This is a genomic window from Caulobacter sp. SRI_008 (genome assembly GCF_057586355.1).
The window spans coordinates 80,654-97,828 of record NZ_JBYCZS010000012.1 but is presented as its reverse complement, the minus strand read 5'-3'; the positions used below and the strand labels follow the sequence as shown (position 1 = coordinate 97,828).

At 69.5% G+C, this 17,175-nt stretch carries 18 protein-coding genes; 11 read left to right on the top strand and 7 right to left on the bottom strand.

The features are described 5' to 3' along the window. Positions 1 to 132 precede the first annotated feature (132 nt). Positions 133 to 1,278: an acyltransferase family protein gene (locus tag AC2YHT_RS12675; protein WP_487290153.1), complete on the top strand. Its 1,146-nt coding sequence runs from the start codon at positions 133 to 135 to the stop codon at positions 1,276 to 1,278. Between the two features lie 159 nt (positions 1,279 to 1,437). Here AC2YHT_RS12675 and AC2YHT_RS12670 read toward each other — a convergent pair whose 3' ends face one another. Genes AC2YHT_RS12670 through kefF form a run of 3 tightly spaced genes read right to left on the bottom strand, consistent with a single transcriptional unit; the run spans position 1,438 to position 4,784 of the window. After that, a complete protein-coding gene (locus AC2YHT_RS12670; protein WP_487290152.1) occupies positions 1,438 to 2,184 on the bottom strand; it encodes a DUF6065 family protein in 747 nt (248 codons plus the stop codon). A gap of 41 nt (positions 2,185 to 2,225) precedes the next feature. Continuing rightward, positions 2,226 to 4,187 (bottom strand): monovalent cation:proton antiporter-2 (CPA2) family protein, encoded by a 1,962-nt coding sequence (locus tag AC2YHT_RS12665; protein WP_487290151.1) that lies wholly within the window; start codon positions 4,185 to 4,187, stop codon positions 2,226 to 2,228. A gap of 3 nt (positions 4,188 to 4,190) precedes the next feature. Then, positions 4,191 to 4,784, bottom strand: a complete 594-nt coding sequence (gene kefF / locus AC2YHT_RS12660; protein WP_199228449.1) for a glutathione-regulated potassium-efflux system oxidoreductase KefF — start codon at positions 4,782 to 4,784, stop codon at positions 4,191 to 4,193. A 108-nt stretch (positions 4,785 to 4,892) separates the two neighbouring features. Between kefF and AC2YHT_RS12655 the strand changes: the two genes are divergently transcribed. From AC2YHT_RS12655 to AC2YHT_RS12615, 9 genes are all read left to right on the top strand, one after another. Further along, complete coding sequence (locus AC2YHT_RS12655) at positions 4,893 to 5,603, top strand: CoA transferase subunit A (protein WP_487290150.1); 711 nt, start codon at positions 4,893 to 4,895, stop codon at positions 5,601 to 5,603. After that, positions 5,603 to 6,244 (top strand): 3-oxoacid CoA-transferase subunit B, encoded by a 642-nt coding sequence (locus AC2YHT_RS12650; protein ID WP_487290149.1) that lies wholly within the window; start codon positions 5,603 to 5,605, stop codon positions 6,242 to 6,244. Before AC2YHT_RS12655 ends, AC2YHT_RS12650 begins: the two co-directional genes overlap by 1 nt. 318 nt (positions 6,245 to 6,562) lie before the next feature. After that, a complete protein-coding gene (locus AC2YHT_RS12645; protein WP_487290148.1) occupies positions 6,563 to 7,063 on the top strand; it encodes a DinB family protein in 501 nt (166 codons plus the stop codon). A gap of 238 nt (positions 7,064 to 7,301) precedes the next feature. Continuing rightward, entirely contained in the window at positions 7,302 to 7,772 is a 471-nt protein-coding gene (locus tag AC2YHT_RS12640) for an SRPBCC family protein (protein ID WP_487290147.1), read from the top strand. Beyond that, positions 7,769 to 8,230, top strand: coding sequence for an iron-sulfur cluster assembly scaffold protein (locus AC2YHT_RS12635; protein ID WP_487290146.1), 462 nt, complete (start codon positions 7,769 to 7,771; stop codon positions 8,228 to 8,230). Before AC2YHT_RS12640 ends, AC2YHT_RS12635 begins: the two co-directional genes overlap by 4 nt. A gap of 55 nt (positions 8,231 to 8,285) precedes the next feature. After that, positions 8,286 to 8,537 carry a membrane protein insertion efficiency factor YidD gene (gene yidD, locus AC2YHT_RS12630; protein ID WP_487290145.1) on the top strand — a complete coding sequence of 84 codons (252 nt, stop codon included), beginning with the start codon at positions 8,286 to 8,288 and terminating at the stop codon, positions 8,535 to 8,537. Then, positions 8,534 to 10,510 (top strand): threonine--tRNA ligase, encoded by a 1,977-nt coding sequence (thrS, locus tag AC2YHT_RS12625; protein ID WP_487290144.1) that lies wholly within the window; start codon positions 8,534 to 8,536, stop codon positions 10,508 to 10,510. The genes yidD and thrS overlap by 4 nt, the downstream gene beginning before the upstream one ends. Continuing rightward, entirely contained in the window at positions 10,510 to 11,433 is a 924-nt protein-coding gene (locus AC2YHT_RS12620; protein WP_487290143.1) for a glycosyltransferase family 2 protein, read from the top strand. Before thrS ends, AC2YHT_RS12620 begins: the two co-directional genes overlap by 1 nt. 13 nt (positions 11,434 to 11,446) lie before the next feature. Next, positions 11,447 to 12,223, top strand: coding sequence for a class I SAM-dependent methyltransferase (locus AC2YHT_RS12615; RefSeq protein ID WP_487290142.1), 777 nt, complete (start codon positions 11,447 to 11,449; stop codon positions 12,221 to 12,223). On the opposite strand, the gene AC2YHT_RS12610 is transcribed toward AC2YHT_RS12615, so the two are convergent. From AC2YHT_RS12610 to AC2YHT_RS12595, 4 genes are all read right to left on the bottom strand, one after another. Then, positions 12,220 to 13,881, bottom strand: a complete 1,662-nt coding sequence (locus AC2YHT_RS12610) for a DUF4166 domain-containing protein (protein WP_487290141.1) — start codon at positions 13,879 to 13,881, stop codon at positions 12,220 to 12,222. The two genes, AC2YHT_RS12615 and AC2YHT_RS12610, sit on opposite strands and share 4 nt — an antisense overlap. After that, a complete protein-coding gene (locus tag AC2YHT_RS12605; RefSeq protein ID WP_487290140.1) occupies positions 13,878 to 14,306 on the bottom strand; it encodes a thiol-disulfide oxidoreductase DCC family protein in 429 nt (142 codons plus the stop codon). The genes AC2YHT_RS12610 and AC2YHT_RS12605 overlap by 4 nt, the downstream gene beginning before the upstream one ends. Next, positions 14,303 to 14,908, bottom strand: a complete 606-nt coding sequence (locus AC2YHT_RS12600; protein WP_487290139.1) for an SRPBCC family protein — start codon at positions 14,906 to 14,908, stop codon at positions 14,303 to 14,305. The genes AC2YHT_RS12605 and AC2YHT_RS12600 overlap by 4 nt, the downstream gene beginning before the upstream one ends. A gap of 237 nt (positions 14,909 to 15,145) precedes the next feature. Continuing rightward, positions 15,146 to 16,024 carry an isoaspartyl peptidase/L-asparaginase family protein gene (locus AC2YHT_RS12595; protein WP_487290138.1) on the bottom strand — a complete coding sequence of 293 codons (879 nt, stop codon included), beginning with the start codon at positions 16,022 to 16,024 and terminating at the stop codon, positions 15,146 to 15,148. 68 nt (positions 16,025 to 16,092) lie between these two features. Here AC2YHT_RS12595 and AC2YHT_RS12590 point away from each other — a divergent pair, with 68 nt between their 5' ends. Further along, positions 16,093 to 17,091 (top strand): NADPH:quinone oxidoreductase family protein, encoded by a 999-nt coding sequence (locus tag AC2YHT_RS12590; RefSeq protein ID WP_487290137.1) that lies wholly within the window; start codon positions 16,093 to 16,095, stop codon positions 17,089 to 17,091. The last annotated feature ends 84 nt before the right edge of the window (positions 17,092 to 17,175 follow it).

The following is a 17,175-nucleotide window of genomic DNA, read 5'->3' as shown; positions in this document are numbered from 1 at the left end:
GCGGGGGCGTCTTGCCGAGGGCTGTCTTGGGGGCCGTCGCATGACCGTCCGAACACCGTTCGAAAGAGGGTTGTGGTTTAACGATAAACCCAACAAGCCTGCGAGGCGACTCTTCAGCAGCGAAGCTTGTTCATGACCTCATCCGTCGTCCCGGCCGCCAGCCGGACCAAGAGCCACTACGTCATCCTCGACGGCCTGCGGGGCGTGGCTTCGCTGATGGTGGTCGTCTTCCACCTGTTCGAGGCCTATTCCGGCGGCAGTCCGCAGAAGCAGATCATCAACCACGGCTACCTGGCGGTGGACTTCTTCTTCCTGCTGTCGGGCTTCGTGATCGCCTACGCCTATGACGACCGCTGGGCCATTGGCCAAAGGGCTGGCATGGGGCAGTGGGACTTCTGGAAGCGCCGCCTGGTGCGTCTCCAGCCGATGATCATCATCGGCGGCCTGATTGGCGCGGCGTTGCTGGGCCTCCAGCACTGGTCGCTGTTCCCCAAGCTGGCGACGGCCACGACCTGGCAGGTGATCGGCGTCCTGCTGCTGGGCTTCGTGATGATCCCGCTGCGGCCGTCGGCCGAGATCCGCGGCTGGGGCGAGATCTATCCGCTGAACGGCCCGCAATGGTCGCTGTTCTACGAGTACATCGCCAACTTCCTCTACGCCGTCGGCCTGCGGAAGCTTTCGAACCGCTGGCTGGGAGGCCTGGTGGCGCTGTCGGCCATCGCGCTGATCTGGCTTCTGGTGCGAGGCCCGCGCGGCGACGTCATCGGCGGCTGGGCGCTGGACGCCAATGGCATCCAGATCGGGCTTACGCGGGTGATGTTCCCGTTCTTCGCCGGCGTGCTGCTGATGCGCCTGGGCAAGCGGGTCAAGGTCGGCCACGGCTTCTGGGTCTGCAGCCTGCTGCTGGTGGCCGCCTTCTCCCTGCCGCGCTTCGGCGGGACGGAAAGGCTGTGGCTGAACGGCCTCTACGAGGCGGCCTGCATCATCCTGCTGTTCCCGCTGATCGTCGCCATCGGCGCCGGCGAGAAGGACGCCAAGGGGCCCAGCGTCAGGATCGCCCGCTTCTTCGGCGACCTCTCCTACCCGCTCTACATCACCCACTATCCGCTGATCTACATCTACACCGGCTGGGTCATCGACCGGAAAATCCCCGCCGCCCTGGGCGCGCTGGTCGGGGTCGGGGTGTTCGTGGCGGCGGTGGCGATCGCCTGGGCCAGCCTCAAGCTCGTCGACGAGCCGGTGCGGCGCTGGCTGGCGGGGCGGGTGCTGGCGCGCTAATCCCCAACGCCCGTCATTCCCGCCCTTGTGGCGGGAACCCCTCTGTCAGCCGCAAGGGCGGATGGGGCGGCGTGCTCAGCACGCCGCTTGCTCTTCACCTGCGAGCGGAGCCAGGGTTTCCCGCCACAAGGGCGGGAATGACGGGACGTAAAAGGAACCTCAGAACCCGATCTTCGGGGCCTTCAGGCGGCGCTTGTTGACGTGGCCCTTCGGCGCGGGGGCCTCGATCTCCTCGGGCAGCTCGCCCTTGAAGTAGAAGCGCTGCCAGGCCTCCTTGGTGGCGGCCGGGTCGCGGGCGGCGATGCGGGCGTTGAACTCGCCGCGCTTCTCGGCCCAGACGTCGTACTGCTTGCGGATGTCGGGGTTGGCGTTCATGTGCCGGATCACCGGCTGCACGTTCTCCAGCGGCTTGTCCTGGATCATGGTGATGAAGCAGAACGGCTCGCCCTTGGCGAACTTCACCGTGCCGGGGCGGGTGAAGATCCAGTTCATCGTGAAGGGGAAGGGCAGCCAGTCGGTCTCGACCAGGCCGGCCAGCGGCTGGATGCCGTCCTTGATGTGGTTGGGCGGACCCATGGTCCAGATCAGCCAGTCCGGCGGCGTGCGGAACAGATAGCCGGTGTGGAAGGTGATCGTCCCGCGCGAGAAGTGCGATTTGACGAAGTCGTCGAAGCCCGGGTGCGGGTGGTCCGACTTGAAGGTGATGTCGTTCTGGTGGACGCCACCGTTCCAGGTGGCCTCGAACCCGACCGGGCACAGGATCTCCCAGCCGGTGGTGTTGGCCATGGTCAGGGGCAGGCAGCGATAGGGATGGCGGTCGGCGAAGTGGTCCATCCAGGCCCGCTGCGGACGCCCAGGCACGATCTCCGGCGGCCGGCTCTCGGTGGGATAGCACTCCAGATACATGCCGCTTCTTTCCCGTTGTTATTGACGACCTTCCTCCTGCCTTAGCCCTTCGGCGGCGCTCCCGTCCAGCCGTCCGCGTCGGCCGGTTCCACGGGCTCGCCGTCCCGGCCCTGGCGCTGGGCCAGCTTGCGCAGCTCCTCGTCGCGGGCGGCGGTGTCCCAGGCCCCGCCCATCTCGCCCGGACGCATCCTGGCCAAGTCGGCGGCCAGCAGGCGGTCCATGGTCTGGGCCGCGTCGCGCGAGGCCAGGATGTAGGCCTCTTCCTGGCCCCACATCGGCTTGAGGTCCTCGAAGGTCTTGCGGTCGTGGCGGCGGAAGAAGGAGGTGGCCCGGAAAGCCTTGTGGGCGCGGAAGCCCAGCTTCTGCAAGGCCGTCGAACCCAGCGCCAAAGCCGCCTCGAAGGTCTCGCGCTCGACCGCGTCGGCGCCGTTGGCCAAGAGGTCGTAGGCGTGGCGGCGGTCCCAGGCGCGGGCCAGGATGATCAGGTGAGGGAAGGCGTTGCGGGCCGTTTCGACCAGTTCGGCGGTCTTCTCGCGATCATCGAGCGCGACAATCAGCATCCGCGCGTGCTCGGCCCCGGCGGCGCGCAGCAAGTCGAGGCGCGTGGCGTCGCCGTAGTGCACCCGTCGGCCGAAGCGCCGCAGCAGCTCGATCTGCTCGATGTCGCTGTCCAGAACCGTCGACTTGAAGCCGTTGGCCTGCAGCAGGCGCCCCGTGATCTGACCGAACCGGCCGAAGCCGGCGATGATGATGTCCGGCTCGCCCTCGTCGAAATTGGGGGCCTCGGGCTCGACGTCGGGGATCGAGGCGTTGATCAGCTCGGCGATGCGTTCGTAGAGGATCATGGCCACGGGGGTCAGGGCCATCGAGACGGCGACGGCGGCGGTCAGCAGGGCCGCCAGGTCCGCGCCGATGACGCCGGCCCCGACCGTGAAGCTCAGCAGCACGAAGGCGAACTCGCCGCCCTGGGCCAGGGCCGTGGCCACGGCCGCGGCGCCGCGTCCGGGCGCGCCGGCCAGGCGCGCGATACCGAACATGACTAGGAACTTCAGGCTCATCAGGCCCAGCACCAGGGCGATCAGCGTCAGGGGCTGGCGAGCGATCAGCATCAGGTCGATGCCGGCGCCGACGGTGATGAAGAACAGGCCCAGCAGCAGGCCGCGGAACGGCTCGATGTCGGTCTCCAGCTCGCGGCGGAACTCGCTCTCTGCCAGAACCACCCCGGCCAGGAACGCGCCCAGCGCGGGCGACAGGCCGACGGCCTGCATCAGGCCCGCCACGCCGACCACGATCAGCAGGGCCGCGGCGGTGAAGATCTCGCGCAGTCGCGCCTCGGCGATGAAGCGGAAGATCGGCCGCACGACGTAGCGTCCGCCGCCGACGACGGCGCCCACCGCGCCCAGCACGGCCAGGCCCTGGGCCCAGGCGGGCAGGTGCGAGATCAGGCTGGCGCCGTGGCCGCCGGCGTCCGCGCCGTGCGCTTCGGGCGCGACGGTGGCCAAGAGCGGCAGCAGGGCGAACATCGGGATCACCGCCAGGTCCTGCAGCAGCAGCACCCCGAAGGCCGCGCGGCCCACCGGACCTTGCCTCAGGCCCTTCTCGTCGAGGGTCTGCAGCACGATGGCGGTCGACGACATGGCCAGCACCAGGCCCACGGCCAGGGCGGTCTGCCAGGGCAGGCCCAGCAGATAGCCGATGGCGGCCACGGCCAGTGAGGTGCCCACCACCTGGGCGCCGCCCAGGCCGAAGATCGTCTTGCGCATCTCCCACAGGGTGGAGGGGCGCACCTCCAGCCCGATCAGGAACAGCAGGATCACCACGCCGAACTCGGCGAAGCGCATGACGTCGCCCTGCTCGCCGACCAGCGACAGCATGGCCGGGCCGATCAGCACGCCGGCGATCAGGTAGCCCAGCACCGAGCCCAGGCCCAGTCGCTTGGCGATCGGCACCGAGATCACCGCGGCGCCCAGATAGACCAGGGTCTGCTTCAGGAACGGTTCCATGGCTTACGCTCCCTCGGCCGCGTGGTCGGCGGTCAGCAGGGCCGACAGCCGCGCCTGGTAGCGCAGGGCCTCGGCCTTCAGCTGCTCGTCGTCCTTCATCGCCGCCCCGTGCACCACGAACGGCGTCTCCCAGACCATGCCGCACAGATAGGCTGTCTGCTCCAGCGGGCGCAGGAATTCGTCCAGGGTAAAGCGGTTGTAGCCCTTGGCGTGATAGGCCTGGGCCGCCCCGCCGGTGGTGCAGGCCACGAACAGGCGCTTACCGGCCAAGGCGTCGCCGCCCAGTCCGTAGGCGAAGCCGTGCAGCCACACCAGGTCCAGCCACTCCTTCATCAGGGCCGGCGGCGAGTACCAGAACAGCGGGAACTGCAGGGCGATGATGTCGTGCTGGAGCAGCTTCTGCTGCTCGGTCTCGATGTCGATCGCGAAGTCCGGATAGGTCTCGTACAGGTCGTGGAAAGTGACGCCGGAAAGGGCCTTGGCCGCCTTGGCCAGGGCGCGATTGGCGCGCGAGCGTTCAAGCGCCGGATGCGCCAGGGTCAGCAGGGCGCCGGCGGTGGCGGGCGTCACGAGCGCGGTGTTAGGCTCGCCCGTCACGCGCGCTCACCGATCGAAGTCGCGTGGCGGGAAAATTTATTCATCAAGGCTTGAATTTCTCCGGCCGGCGCTTCAGAGCAGTCGGCGAACGTCGCTCCGGGAGGAACCATGGTCGACAAGGTGAAGTCCGACGCCGCTGAAGCGTTGGCGGGTCTGCTGTTCGACGGCATGACCATCATGGCGGGGGGCTTTGGTCTCTGCGGCATTCCCGAAAACCTGATCGCGGCCATCCGCGAAACGGGGGTCAAGGACCTCACGGTCATCTCCAACAACTGCGGGGTCGACGGATTCGGCCTGGGCATCCTGCTGGAGAACCGTCAGATCAAGAAGATGGTCTCGTCCTATGTGGGCGAGAACAAGCTGTTCGAACAGCTATACCTGAGTGGGGAACTGCAATTGGAGTTCAACCCGCAGGGCACGCTGGCCGAACGCATCCGCGCCGGCGGCGCGGGCATCCCCGCCTTCTTCACGCGCACCGGCTACGGCACCCTGGTCGCCGAGGGCAAGGAAACCCGCGAGTTCGACGGTGAGATGTACGTGATGGAGCGCGGCTTGGTGGCCGACCTGTCGATCGTCAAGGCCTGGAAGGCCGACGCCGAGGGCAACCTCGTCTACCGAAAGACCGCCCGAAACTTCAATCCGATGATGGCCACGGCCGGCAAGGCCACCGTCGTCGAGGTCGAGGAACTGGTCGAGACCGGCGCCCTCGACAAGGACAACATCCACACCCCCGGCATCTTCGTCGACCGCATCATCAAGGGCGCGAAGTTCGAAAAGCGCATCGAGCGCGTCACCACGCGCCAAAAGGAACAAGCGTAATGGCCTGGACCCGCGACGAGATGGCGGCCCGCGCCGCCAAGGAGCTGCGCGACGGCTTCTACGTGAACCTCGGCATCGGCATCCCGACCCTGGTGGCCAACTACATCCCCGAGGGCATGCACGTGACGCTGCAGAGCGAGAACGGCATGCTGGGCATGGGTCCCTTCCCCTATGAGGGCGAAGAGGACGCCGACCTGATCAACGCCGGCAAGCAGACGATCACCGAGCTGGACAGCAGCTCCTATTTCTCGTCGGCCGACAGCTTCGCCATGATCCGCGGCGGCCACATCGCTCTGTCGATCCTCGGCGGCATGCAGGTCTCGGAGACCGGCGACCTCGCCAACTGGATGGTGCCCGGCAAGATGGTCAAGGGCATGGGCGGGGCCATGGACCTGGTGGCCGGCGTCAAGCGCGTGGTCGTCGTGATGGACCACTGCGAGAAGTCCGGCGCCCCCAAGCTGCTCAAGGCCTGCTCCCTGCCGCTGACCGGCGCCGGCGTCGTCGACCTGCTGATCACCGAACTGGGCGTCTTCGAGATCAACCGCGGCAAGACCCCGGTGAAGCTGATCGAACTGGCCCCGGGCGTCAGCGTCGACGAGGTCCAGGCCAAGACCGAGGCGGCGTTCGAGGTGGCGCTATAATTCCCTCTCTCTGAGAGAGAGGGAGGGGCCCACGCCGCAAGGCGTGGGAGGGTGAGAGGTTTCACCGTCGGCCGGAAAGTCCCGGGTCCTTTTGTCTGGGGCGCCGGGTTTCTGTCCGCGCCCTTCTGACTGCGCCTCGTTCGGAGAGTTTGTTACCTCTCACCCTCCCACCGCTTCGCGGCGGGCCCCTCCCTCTCTCAAAGAGAGAGGGGTTCCGTGGAGGCCCCTGGCTGCGGCTCTCCGCCTTGCACCGCCCGCCAAGCTGCGCCATCTCCGCACCGGGCGGTCCGCAACCCGCCCGCGTTCGGAGCCGACCTCATGCGCGACTACTTCATCTTGATGGCCGGCTACAACGCCTGGGCCAACGCCCGCCTGCACGCCGCCTGCGAGGCCCTGCCGCCCGGCGGGTTCACCGCCCCGCGCGGCGGTTTCTTCGGCTCGATCGCCGGGACCCTGAACCACCTGCTGGTCACCGACCGCATCTGGACCGCGCGCCTGGCCGGCACGCCGCTGCCGTCCTACGGTCTCGACACCCTGCTGTTCGACGACCTGGCGTCCTTGCGCGCCGCCCGCGACGCCGAGGACGCGGGCCTTGTGGCCTATGTCGCCGGCCTCACCGACGAGGCCTGCGCCGCGCAGTTCCGCTGGGTGCGCAAGGCCGACGGGGTCGAGGTGGTCGGTCCGCTGTGGAAGACCCTGGCCCACCTCTTCAACCACCAGACCCATCACCGCGGCCAGGCCCACGACCTGCTGAGCCAGGCGGGGATCGCTCCGCCGTCGCTGGATCTGCCCGTGTATCAAAGAGAGGCGGGGGTCTAGATTTTCACTCTCATACTCCCGTCATTCCCGCCCTTGTGGCGGGAAACCCTCTGTCAGCCGCAAGGGCGTGAGGGGCGGACTGCTGAGCAGTCCGCTTGCGCTTCCCGGGCGAACGGAACCAGGGGTTCCCGCCACAAGGGCGGGAATGACGGGCGGAAAGGAAGGCGCGTAGGCGCCGACAGCCTTCACACCAGTTCACGTCTGTAGCTCCACCCCCTGGATGTGCTAGATCGCTGCCATGAAACGCGCCGTCGAGCACCGTATCGGGGTCCAGGCCCCCGCCGAGATCGTCTGGGAAGTCGTGTCCGACTTCGACAGCTGGCACCAGTGGAACCCGCTCTACGTCAAGGCCGCCGGTCAGCTGAAGATCGGCACCGCCCTGACGCTGGAAGAGGCGATCGGCGATCGTCCGGTCAAGGTCATCCAGCCCATCGTCCAGGACTGGGTGCCCTACGAGCAGCTGCACTGGCGTTCGCAGCGCCTGGGCGGCTTCGTCACGGCGATCCGCTACATCGAGGTCGAGAACATGGGGCCGAACAACGCCACCTTCTCGAACGGCGAGCTGTTCATGGGCCTGTTGGTCAAGTGGATCGGCAAGGACGAGCGCAAGGCGCTGAAGACGGCCTTCACGGCCATGGGCGAGGCGGTGCGCGATCGGGCCGAGGCCCTCTGGCGCGAGCGTGGCGCGGTCCCATCTGAAGTCGGATGATCGACGATCTCTACAGCGCCCGCATCCTGACGCTCGTGGCCAACATGCCGCGGGCCGGGCGGCTGGTCGCGCCCGACGCCAGCGCCGAGAAGACGGCCAAGCTGTGCGGCAGCCGCATCGTCGTCGACGTGGTGGTCGAGAACGGCAAGGTCGCCGACTTCGCCCAGGAGGTTTCGGCCTGCGCCCTGGGTCAGGCCAGCGCCGCGGTGCTGGGCGCGCAGATCATCGGTACGGATCTTTCCGAACTTGAGTTGGCCCGCGACGCCCTGGCCGCTATGCTCAAGTCGAACGGCCCGCCCCCCGTGGGCCGCTTTGCGGAGCTCGCCGTGCTGGAGCCGGTCAAGGACTATCCCGCCCGTCACGCCTCGACGCTTCTGGCGTTCGAGGCCGCGGTCGAGGCTGTCCGGAAGGCCACAGCTTCCGCCCAAACGCGAACTAGCAGCGCCGGCGCCGCTTGATCGGAGCTTTTCGCGGGTGCGATAAGTCCCCGACTCCGTTCGCGAAAGCGCCGGCATGAGCCTTTATGACCGCACTGTCGACCTGGGCCTGCGCGCCTACAAGTTGACGCTCTCGCCTCTCATCGGGCGCCAGTGCCGCTTTATGCCGACCTGTTCGGAATATGCGGCCCAGGCGCTCAAGGATCACGGACCCGCCAAGGGGTCCTGGCTGGCGCTGCGACGGATCTGCCGATGCAATCCGTTCGGCGGCTGGGGATACGACCCGCCGCCGCCGCGCGAGCCGCGTAAATGGATGTGTGAAGAATGATCGATCTGGTTTTCCCCGACGGCTCCTCCCGTCAGTACCCCGATGGCGCGACGGGTCGCGACGTCGCGGCCGCCATCTCCAAGTCGCTCGAGAAGAAGGCCCTGCTGATCAAGCTGGACGGCCAGGTGCTCGATCTCGACCGCGCCCTGACGCCCGACCTGCTGACGGGCGAGCGCAAGTTCGAGATCCTGACGCGCGACGCCCCCGAGGCCCTCGAAACCATCCGCCACGACACCGCCCACGTGCTGGCCGAGGCCGTGCAGGAGCTGTTCCCCGGCACCCAGGTGACGATCGGCCCGAACGTCGAGGACGGCTTCTATTACGACTTCGCCCGCGACGAGCCGTTCAGCCTCGACGACCTGGCGACGATCGAAAAGCGCATGAAGGAGATCGTCGACCGCGACGAGAAGATCACGCGCGAGGTCTGGGACCGCGACGAGGCGATCAAGCACTTCGACGAGATCGGCGAGCAGTACAAGGCCCAGATCATCCGTGACCTGCCGGGCACGGACACGATCACGGTCTATCGCCAGGGGAACTGGAAGGACCTCTGCCGTGGTCCCCACCTGCCGTCGACCAAGCACGTCGGCAAGGCCTTCAAGCTGACCAAGCTGGCCGGCGCCTACTGGCGCGGCGACCAGAACAACGCCCAGCTTCAGCGCATCTACGGCACGAGCTGGGCCTCGGAGGCCGACCTCGAAGCCTATCTGAAGCGCATCGAGGAAGCCGAGAAGCGCGATCACCGCAAGCTGGGCAAGGCGCTGGGTCTCTTCCACATGCAGGAAGAGGGCCGGGGCATGGTCTTCTGGCACCCCAAGGGCTGGAAGCTGTGGCAGACGCTGGAGGCCTATATGCGCCGCAGCCTCGACCGCGCCGGCTATATCGAGGTCAAGACGCCCCAGGTCCTGGACAAGACCTTCTGGGAAAACTCGGGCCACTGGGACAAGTACCGCGCCAACATGTTCGTCTGCGAGACGGTCGAAGGCGAGATCCTGTCCCTCAAGCCGATGAACTGCCCCGGCCACGTGCAGATCTGGAACGTCGGCCAGCGGTCGTACCGCGAACTGCCGATGCGCATGGCCGAGTTCGGCGCCTGCCACCGCTACGAGCCGTCGGGCGCCCTGCACGGCCTGATGCGGGTGCGCGCCTTCACCCAGGACGACGCCCACATCTTCTGCCGCGAGGACCAGATCGTCGAGGAGACCGAGCGCTTCATCCGCCTGACGCGGATGATCCACGCCGACCTCGGCATGACGACCAAGTACATCGCCCTGGCCACGCGTCCGGAGCTGCGCGCCGGTTCGGACGAGTTCTGGGACAAGGCCGAAGGCATGCTGGCCGAGGCCGCGCGCCTGGCCGGCGTCGAGCCGGTGATCGCCGAGGGCGATGGCGCCTTCTACGCGCCCAAGCTCGATTTCATCGTCCAGGACGCCATCGGGCGGGAGTGGACCTGCGGCACGCTGCAGCTTGACTACGTTTTGCCGGAACGTTTGGGCGCCGAGTACGTTGCCGAGGATGGATCCAAGAAGCGGCCGGTGATGCTGCATCGCGCGATCCTGGGGTCGTTCGAGCGGTTCATCGGGATTCTTTTGGAAAACTACGCGGGCCACCTGCCGCTTTGGCTGGCGCCGACCCAGGTCGTCGTAGCCACGATCACGTCGGACGCGGACGATTATGCGCGCACGGTGGCCGAGCGGTTGATCGCTATGGGATTGCGCGCGGAAGTCGATCTTCGTAACGAGAAGATCAACTACAAGATTCGCGAGCATAGCCTCGGCAAGGTTCCGGTGATCGCAGTGGTGGGGCGTAAGGAAGCGGAGACGGGCCAGGTCGCCCTACGTCGCCTGGGCGGCGAAGGTCAGCAGATCCTTTCGCTCGACGACGCGCTCGTGGTGCTCGGCCAGGAGGCCACGCCGCCCGACCTCGTGCGCGCCCAGGCGCCGCGAGATGTTCGAGAGCCTGCGCAGGTCTGATGAACAGCATTCTCCCGTCCTTTACGGTCATCGCCGCAGGCGCACGTCCCGCCAAGCCCTTGGTTTCGGTGGTGATGGTCGTCTACTGGACGGGAGAAGCGCTGATCGAGAGCATCCGCCACGTGCTGGCCGAGCCGATGGTCGACGAGTTCGTCATCGTCGATAACGGCTCCTCGCCGTCGGACGCCGAGATGCTGCGGGCCCTGGGCCTCACCGAACCGCGCGTGCAGCTGGCCCAGGGCCACGGCAATGTCGGCTTCGCCCGGGGCGCCAATCTCGGCGCCTCGATCGCCCAGGGCGAGTATCTGATCTTCGTCAATCCGGACGCCAACCTGCAGTCGGACTGCGTGCCGGGGCTAGTCACGGCCTTCCGCGACCAGCCGACGCCCACGGTCATGGGCGCCCGGGTCATGAACGTCGACGGCACCGAGCAGCGCGGCGGCCGCCGGGGCGAGGTGACCCCTGTCACCACCCTGCTGAGCCTGTCGCAGCTCAGCCAGAAGGTGAAGCGCTTCGCTCGTTTCGAGATCCACCGCGAGCACGAGCCCCTGCCGGCCGAGCCCGCGCCCGTGCCGACCATCTCCGGCGCCTGCTTCGCCCTGCGCCGTCGCGACTTCGTGGCCCTGGCCGGTTTCGACGAGGGCTATTTCCTGCATGTCGAGGACATCGACCTGTGCTGGCGGGCGCGCCAGGCCGGCGGCCAGGTGCTGTTCCACCCGCAGGCCCGCGTCATCCACCTGGGCCACACCAGCCTCGAGCACCCGGTCAAGGTCGAGTTCCACAAGGGGGTGGGCCTGTCGCGCTACTTCATCAAGCGGGCCGACACCTGGCAGCGCTATGTCGCGGCCGTCATGCTGGCGCCGCTGATCCTGCTGCTATCGATCTGCCGCCCGGCCCTCAATCCCCGTCTGCGTAAGTCATGAAGCGGGGCAAGTCATGAGGCGTCGCCTGATCGGCGTGCTCGACCGCCTGGGCCTGGCCGACGCGGCCTTCGCCATCTTCCAGCACCTGCAGGCCCTCAAGCCGGCGGCCGAGGATGTCGCCGTCGAGGATCTGCCGGTCCCGCCGGCCTATCTGCGGGTGATGACCGCCGGTCACGCCGACGCCGCGGCCTTCCTGACCCAGGGGCGCGCCGCCGCCGACCTGGTCGAGGCCGTCGCCGCCCGCCACGACCGGCCGCTTTCCGAGCATCCCGACGTGCTGGACTTCGGCTGCGGCTGCGGGCGGGTGTCGCGCTATCTCGGCGCCCGGGCCCGGCTGTCGGGCTGCGACATCAACGGTAAGCTGGTCAACTGGGTCGCGGCCAACCTGCCCGGCCGCTTCGTGCTGTCGCGCCAGACGCCGCCCCTGCCCTACGAAGCGGCCGCCTTCGACCTCGTCTACGCCACCTCGGTCTTCACCCACATGACCGAAGAGCCGCTGAAGGCCTGGCTGGCCGAGCTGGCCCGGGTCGTGCGGCCCGGCGGGCTGGCCCTGCTGTCGTTCTTCGACGAAAAGATCCCGGCCGCCGCCGAGTTCGCCGACCGCCTGGCCGCCGACGGCTTCTTCATCCGCCAGCGGGGGGCCGAGGGCTCCAACCTGCTGTGCGGCTACATGACCGCCGAAGGCTTCGCCCGCCGCGCCGCGCCGGCCTGGCGTCTGGTCGAGACCATCCCCAGCGACGTCTCCGGCGTCGGCCAGGCCATGGCGGTGTTCCGACGGATGGACGCTTAGCGCTTGGCTTCCAGCCGCCCGGCGTAGCCGAACACCACGCCCAGCCACGGATGGGCCACCAGCACCCGGAAGCGATAGGTCCCGTTGCGGGCGAAGGTGTAGGCCCGCACGCGCGGCCCCCAGGCGGCCGGCAGGGGCAGGGGACCCAGCCGCCAGCTTTCGAAGATCCACGAAAAGCCCTCGCCGCGCGCCGCCGCGTGGAAGCGGAAGGTCAGCGGACCGACCGTCTCCTCGAAGGCGAACGGATCGTCGGCCGCCGCGGCGATCCGCGAACGGAAGGTCCGCGCGCCGAAACGCCGGCTCCAGGTCTCGGCGCCGGCCTCCGGCGCGATGCTCACCGCCAGGGCGTGGTCGCCCGGCGCGGGCAGGCCTTGTACCCGCCGGGCCAGGGTGGCCAGTCCTCGTCCGCCCCGGGCGCGCGCCCGGCCCTCCATCGCCACCGCGGCCGCGCCGTCGTGAGCGGCCCGCACCACCGGCGGCAGGGTGTCGAAGGCCGGCCCCAGCACGCGGGGGAAGAGGCCGGGCATGGCCGGGGCGGCGCGGTCGATCCGCGTCTGGATCGGCAGGCCGGCCAGCGGCGCCAGCAGGTCTTCCAGCGGGGCGAGGCCGACGCAAGGCGCGGGGCGCGCCTCGCCCAGGCGCTCGTCCAGCAGCGCCGCGACCATGGCCGCCGCCGGGGCGGCCGGCACATTGGGACCCGCGCCTTCCTCGGCCCACAGGCTCCAGCGGGCCAGCGCTGGCGCGCCCGCCGCGTCCAGGCCCTCGGCTCGCACGGTCATGCCGCCCCGATCCGAGCCGAACGGCGCCAGCAGGCCCGCGCCGGCGTTCAGCAGCACGGCCAGCGGTTCCAGCGCCGGCAGCAGCTTCCAGCGGCGCAGCAGACTGAGGGACCAGAGCCCCAGGTGCAGCGGCGCCAGCTCCAGCCCGGCCCCGAACAGGGCGTCGCGCGTCGGGGCGTAGCGGCTCTTCAACTGGTCGAGGTCGGGGGTCTCGGCGAGGCTCACCCATCGCCGGCCAAGGCCCGGGAAGACCAGGCGTCGCGGCGCGCTCCAGCCGGGTTTCTCGGTCTCGCGGCCGTCGGTGAACACCGCCACCGGCGCGCCGGCCCAGCGGAGGATCGCCCGCACCACCGACAGGCCGCGCGGCGCCCGCGCTCCGGGCGAGATCGCCGCCTCGATGCGGTCGATCCGCGTCCAGCCCTCGGTCAGGCGATCGACCGCCGCGCAGGTCAGGGCCGGGGTTGAGCTCGCGCCCGTGATCGCCCAGCGGCCGGCCGCCTTGACCGGAATCGCCAGCCGTTCGGGAAAGGCGGCGACGAAGTCGCGGGCGTCGGCCAGGTCGACATAGTGCGCCCCGGCCGCCAGCACGGCGGCGGGAAAGGCCGCGTCCTGGCCCTGGAACGGTCCTGCCGCGTCGATCACGACGAAGGGCGCCAGCGCTGCGAGGGTCCTCGGCCGCTCGCGATCGACGACCGCGACCTCGATCCGGGCCTTGGGGCGATCCTGCATCAGCTCGGCCTGGAACGCCTCCAGCGGTCCCAGCCGCCGGGCGGCCAGCACCAGTTCGACATCGGGCCGGCGGGCCAGCATCCGCGCCAGGCGCGAGCCGAAGACGCCGGTGGCCCCCACCAGGACGACGCGTTTGCGGGGCAGGGTCATGCGGTCGGCGGCTCCAGCACGAAACGCGCTCTTTGCTCGGGCGTGGGGACCATGCAGCTGCTCCGCTTACCCATCAGCCGATAGCGGTTGGTCGCCAGCCAGTCATAGGCGCCGTCGCGCCAGCGCTCTGGAACCACGCCGATGATCGCCAGCCACGACCACGGCGCGCCCAGGCGCCGCAGCAGCGCCAGCACCGCGGCGCTCTTCTCCAGCGCCCGGCCGCCGTCGAGCAGCAGGAAGCTGGCCGGATCGTCCGGGTCGATCCCGTGGGCCAGGGCCAGCTGCCGGCCATAGTCCGACTGGATCGGGGTGAAGCGCATGATCCCCTTGCGGTCGATGGCCAGCACCGTCCGCACCGAGCCCGAGCAGAAGTTGCACACCCCGTCGAACAGCCAGAGGGGTTCGGGCGGCGGGGCAGGGGTCACGGGCGGGTCTCCAGGCATTCGCGTCTCAGGGCCAGCAGGGCGGCGGGCACGTCGCGGCGCATGGCCGAGGACACCACGCCCGAGGGCAGGCCGAACGGCGCGCTGGCGCGGTTCTCATAGACCACCCGCGTGCCGGCCCCGCCGGCCAGCGGCGTCAGCAGCCAGCGGCCCTGGCAGTCGCGGATGTCGCCGTCGATGCAGCGGAAGGCGATGCTGCGATAGGGGGACAGAGTCAGCTCCGACACCGACCGCAGCGGCGGCAGCAGCAGGCTCCACTTCACCCGGTGCTCGCGGGTCTCGGCCCGGCCGTCGGCCGAGCGCGACAGCACCGTGCAGCGGCGCACGCCGGGGGTCATGCGGGCGGCGCGGTCGCAGTCCAGGATCGTTCGCCAGACCACCTGCGGCGGGGCGGCGATGTCGATGGCCGCGCGCACCTCGCCGCCGTGGACGCTGGGATCGGCGCGCACGCCCAGCGCCACCTCGCCCGTCTCGACCCGGCGGATCCAGTCGGCGTCCAGCGCGACGTCGGCGCGCGCCGGTGGCGCTTGGACGAAGGCCGCCAGGCACAGCAGAATAGGAAGGGCGGCGACGCGACGCGACATGAGGCGAAGCTAACCCGCTCGCCTCCCGGTTGGCACGCCCTTTCGCGCCTCGCCCCAGGGCGGATCGACATTCGCCTCCCAGTTTCTCCCCAATCCGACTTTCCCCGCGAAGGCGGGGATCCAAGCTGACTTTCAGGAGGAGGCGCGGCCGTGGATCTTCCGCAGACGCGGCTTGGATCCCCGCCTTCGCGGGGATGCTGGGTGAATAAAGCGGCTCAAGCTCGCGAGCGTCGCGCCCTAGAACGCCTCGGCGACGATGGTCCCGTCGGGCAGCAGGGCCGCGCGCTTGAGGCCGCTGGAGGCGAACGGCATGGCGACATTGCCGTCCCGGTCGACCGACACCAGCCCGCCGTGGCCGCCCAGCTCGGCGACGCCTTCGATGGCGCCCTTGGCGGCCTCGTCCAGGCTCTGGCCGCCGAAGCGGATGCGGTGGGCGATCTGGGCGGCGACGGCGGTGCGGATGAAATATTCGCCCTGGCCGGTGCACGAGACGGCGGCGAAGCCGTCGGCCCAGGCCCCCGCGCCGATCACGGGGCTGTCGCCCACCCGGCCCGGCAGCTTGCCGAACACGCCCGCCGTCGAGGTGGCGGCGGCCAGGCGCCCCTCCTGGTCCAGCGCCACGCAGCCGACCGTGCCCGCAGGCAAGACGTCCGGTGCGGCGTTGTCCTCGAAGGCGCCGGCGCGGGTGTAGTAGCCTTGCGGATCCTCGATCGTTTCCAGGCCCTGGGCGCGGGCGAAGCTCATGGCGCCTTCGCCGGCCAGCATCACGTGCGGGGTCTTCTCCATCACCGCCCGGGCGGCCAGGATCGGGCTGGCGAAGCCCTGCAGCGCGGCCACCGAGCCGGCGCGCGTGGTGGCGCCGTCCATCAGGCTGGCGTCCAGCTCGTACTCGCCCGCGGCGTTGGGCGAGGCGCCTTTGCCGGCGATGTAGAGGCCGCTGGCCTCCAGCGCCGCCACCGTCTCGACCACCACGTCCAGCGCCGAGGCGCCGGCGGCCAGCCGTTCGCGCCCGGCCTCGATCAGGCCGCGCATGTGGGCGATCTCCACCGAATAGTCATGGCCGCGCTTGGCGCCGGCGCCGCCGTGCAGGGCGAGGGTAAAACGTTTGTTTGACATTTGGCTTTCTCGACCGGTCGGCCTGCGCTAGCGTCGGGCTTCTAAACAGAAAAGACGGGAGAAGCGAGATGAAGGCGGTGCTCAGCAAGGCGGTCGGCGGACCCGAGACCCTGGTGCTGGAGGAGCTGCCCGATCCGACCCCCGCGCCCGGCCAGGTGCTGATCGACGTCAAGGCCTGCGGGGTCAACTATCCCGACCTGCTGATCATCCAGGACATGTACCAGTTCAAGCCGACCCGCCCCTTCGCGCCGGGCGGCGAGGTCTCGGGCGTGGTCGCCGCGCTCGGCGAGGGCGTCACCACGCTCGAGGTCGGCCAGCGGGTGCTGGCCTCCACCGGCTGGGGGGGCATGGCCGACAAGTTGGCGGTCGAGGCCGCCCGCTGCACGCCGATCCCCGACGCCATGCCCTTCGACGAGGCCTCGGCCTTCATCCTCACCTACGGCACATCCTATTACGCCCTGAAGGACCGCGGCTTCCTCAAGCCGGGCCAGACCCTGCTGGTGCTCGGCGCGGCCGGCGGCGTGGGTCTCGCGGCCGTGGAGCTGGGCAAGGCCCTGGGCGCGCGGGTCATCGCCGCCGCCTCCAGCCAGGAGAAGGTGGATCTGGCCATCTCGCGCGGCGCCGACGCCGGCGTCGTCTATGCCCGGGGCCCGTTCGACAAGGACGGCCAGAAGGCCCTGGCCGACCAGCTGAAGGCCGCCTGCGGTCCGAACGGCTGGGACGTGGCCTATGACGCGGTCGGCGGCGACTATTCCGAAGCCACCATCCGCGCCGCCGGCTGGGGCGGCCGCATGCTGGTGATCGGCTTCCCGTCGGGCATCCCGAAGATCCCGCTGAACCTGACCCTGCTGAAGTCGTGCGACATCGTCGGCGTGTTCTGGGGCGCGGCCGTGGCCCGCGATCCAGCCGGCCACGCGGCCAATGTCCGCGAGCTGATGGACCTCTACGCCGCCAGCAAGATCAAGCCGTACGTCTCCGAGCGCTTCCCCCTGGAAAAGGCCGGCGACGCCATCGCCCACCTGGCCAGCCGCAAGGCCATGGGCAAGGTCGTGGTGACGGTGGAGTAGGGCGCTCCGCCGGGCGGCGTCGTTCGTGCGACGCCGCTGGCCCTGAGACGCGAATGACCGCTAGAGTACGGCCTGGGATCGAGG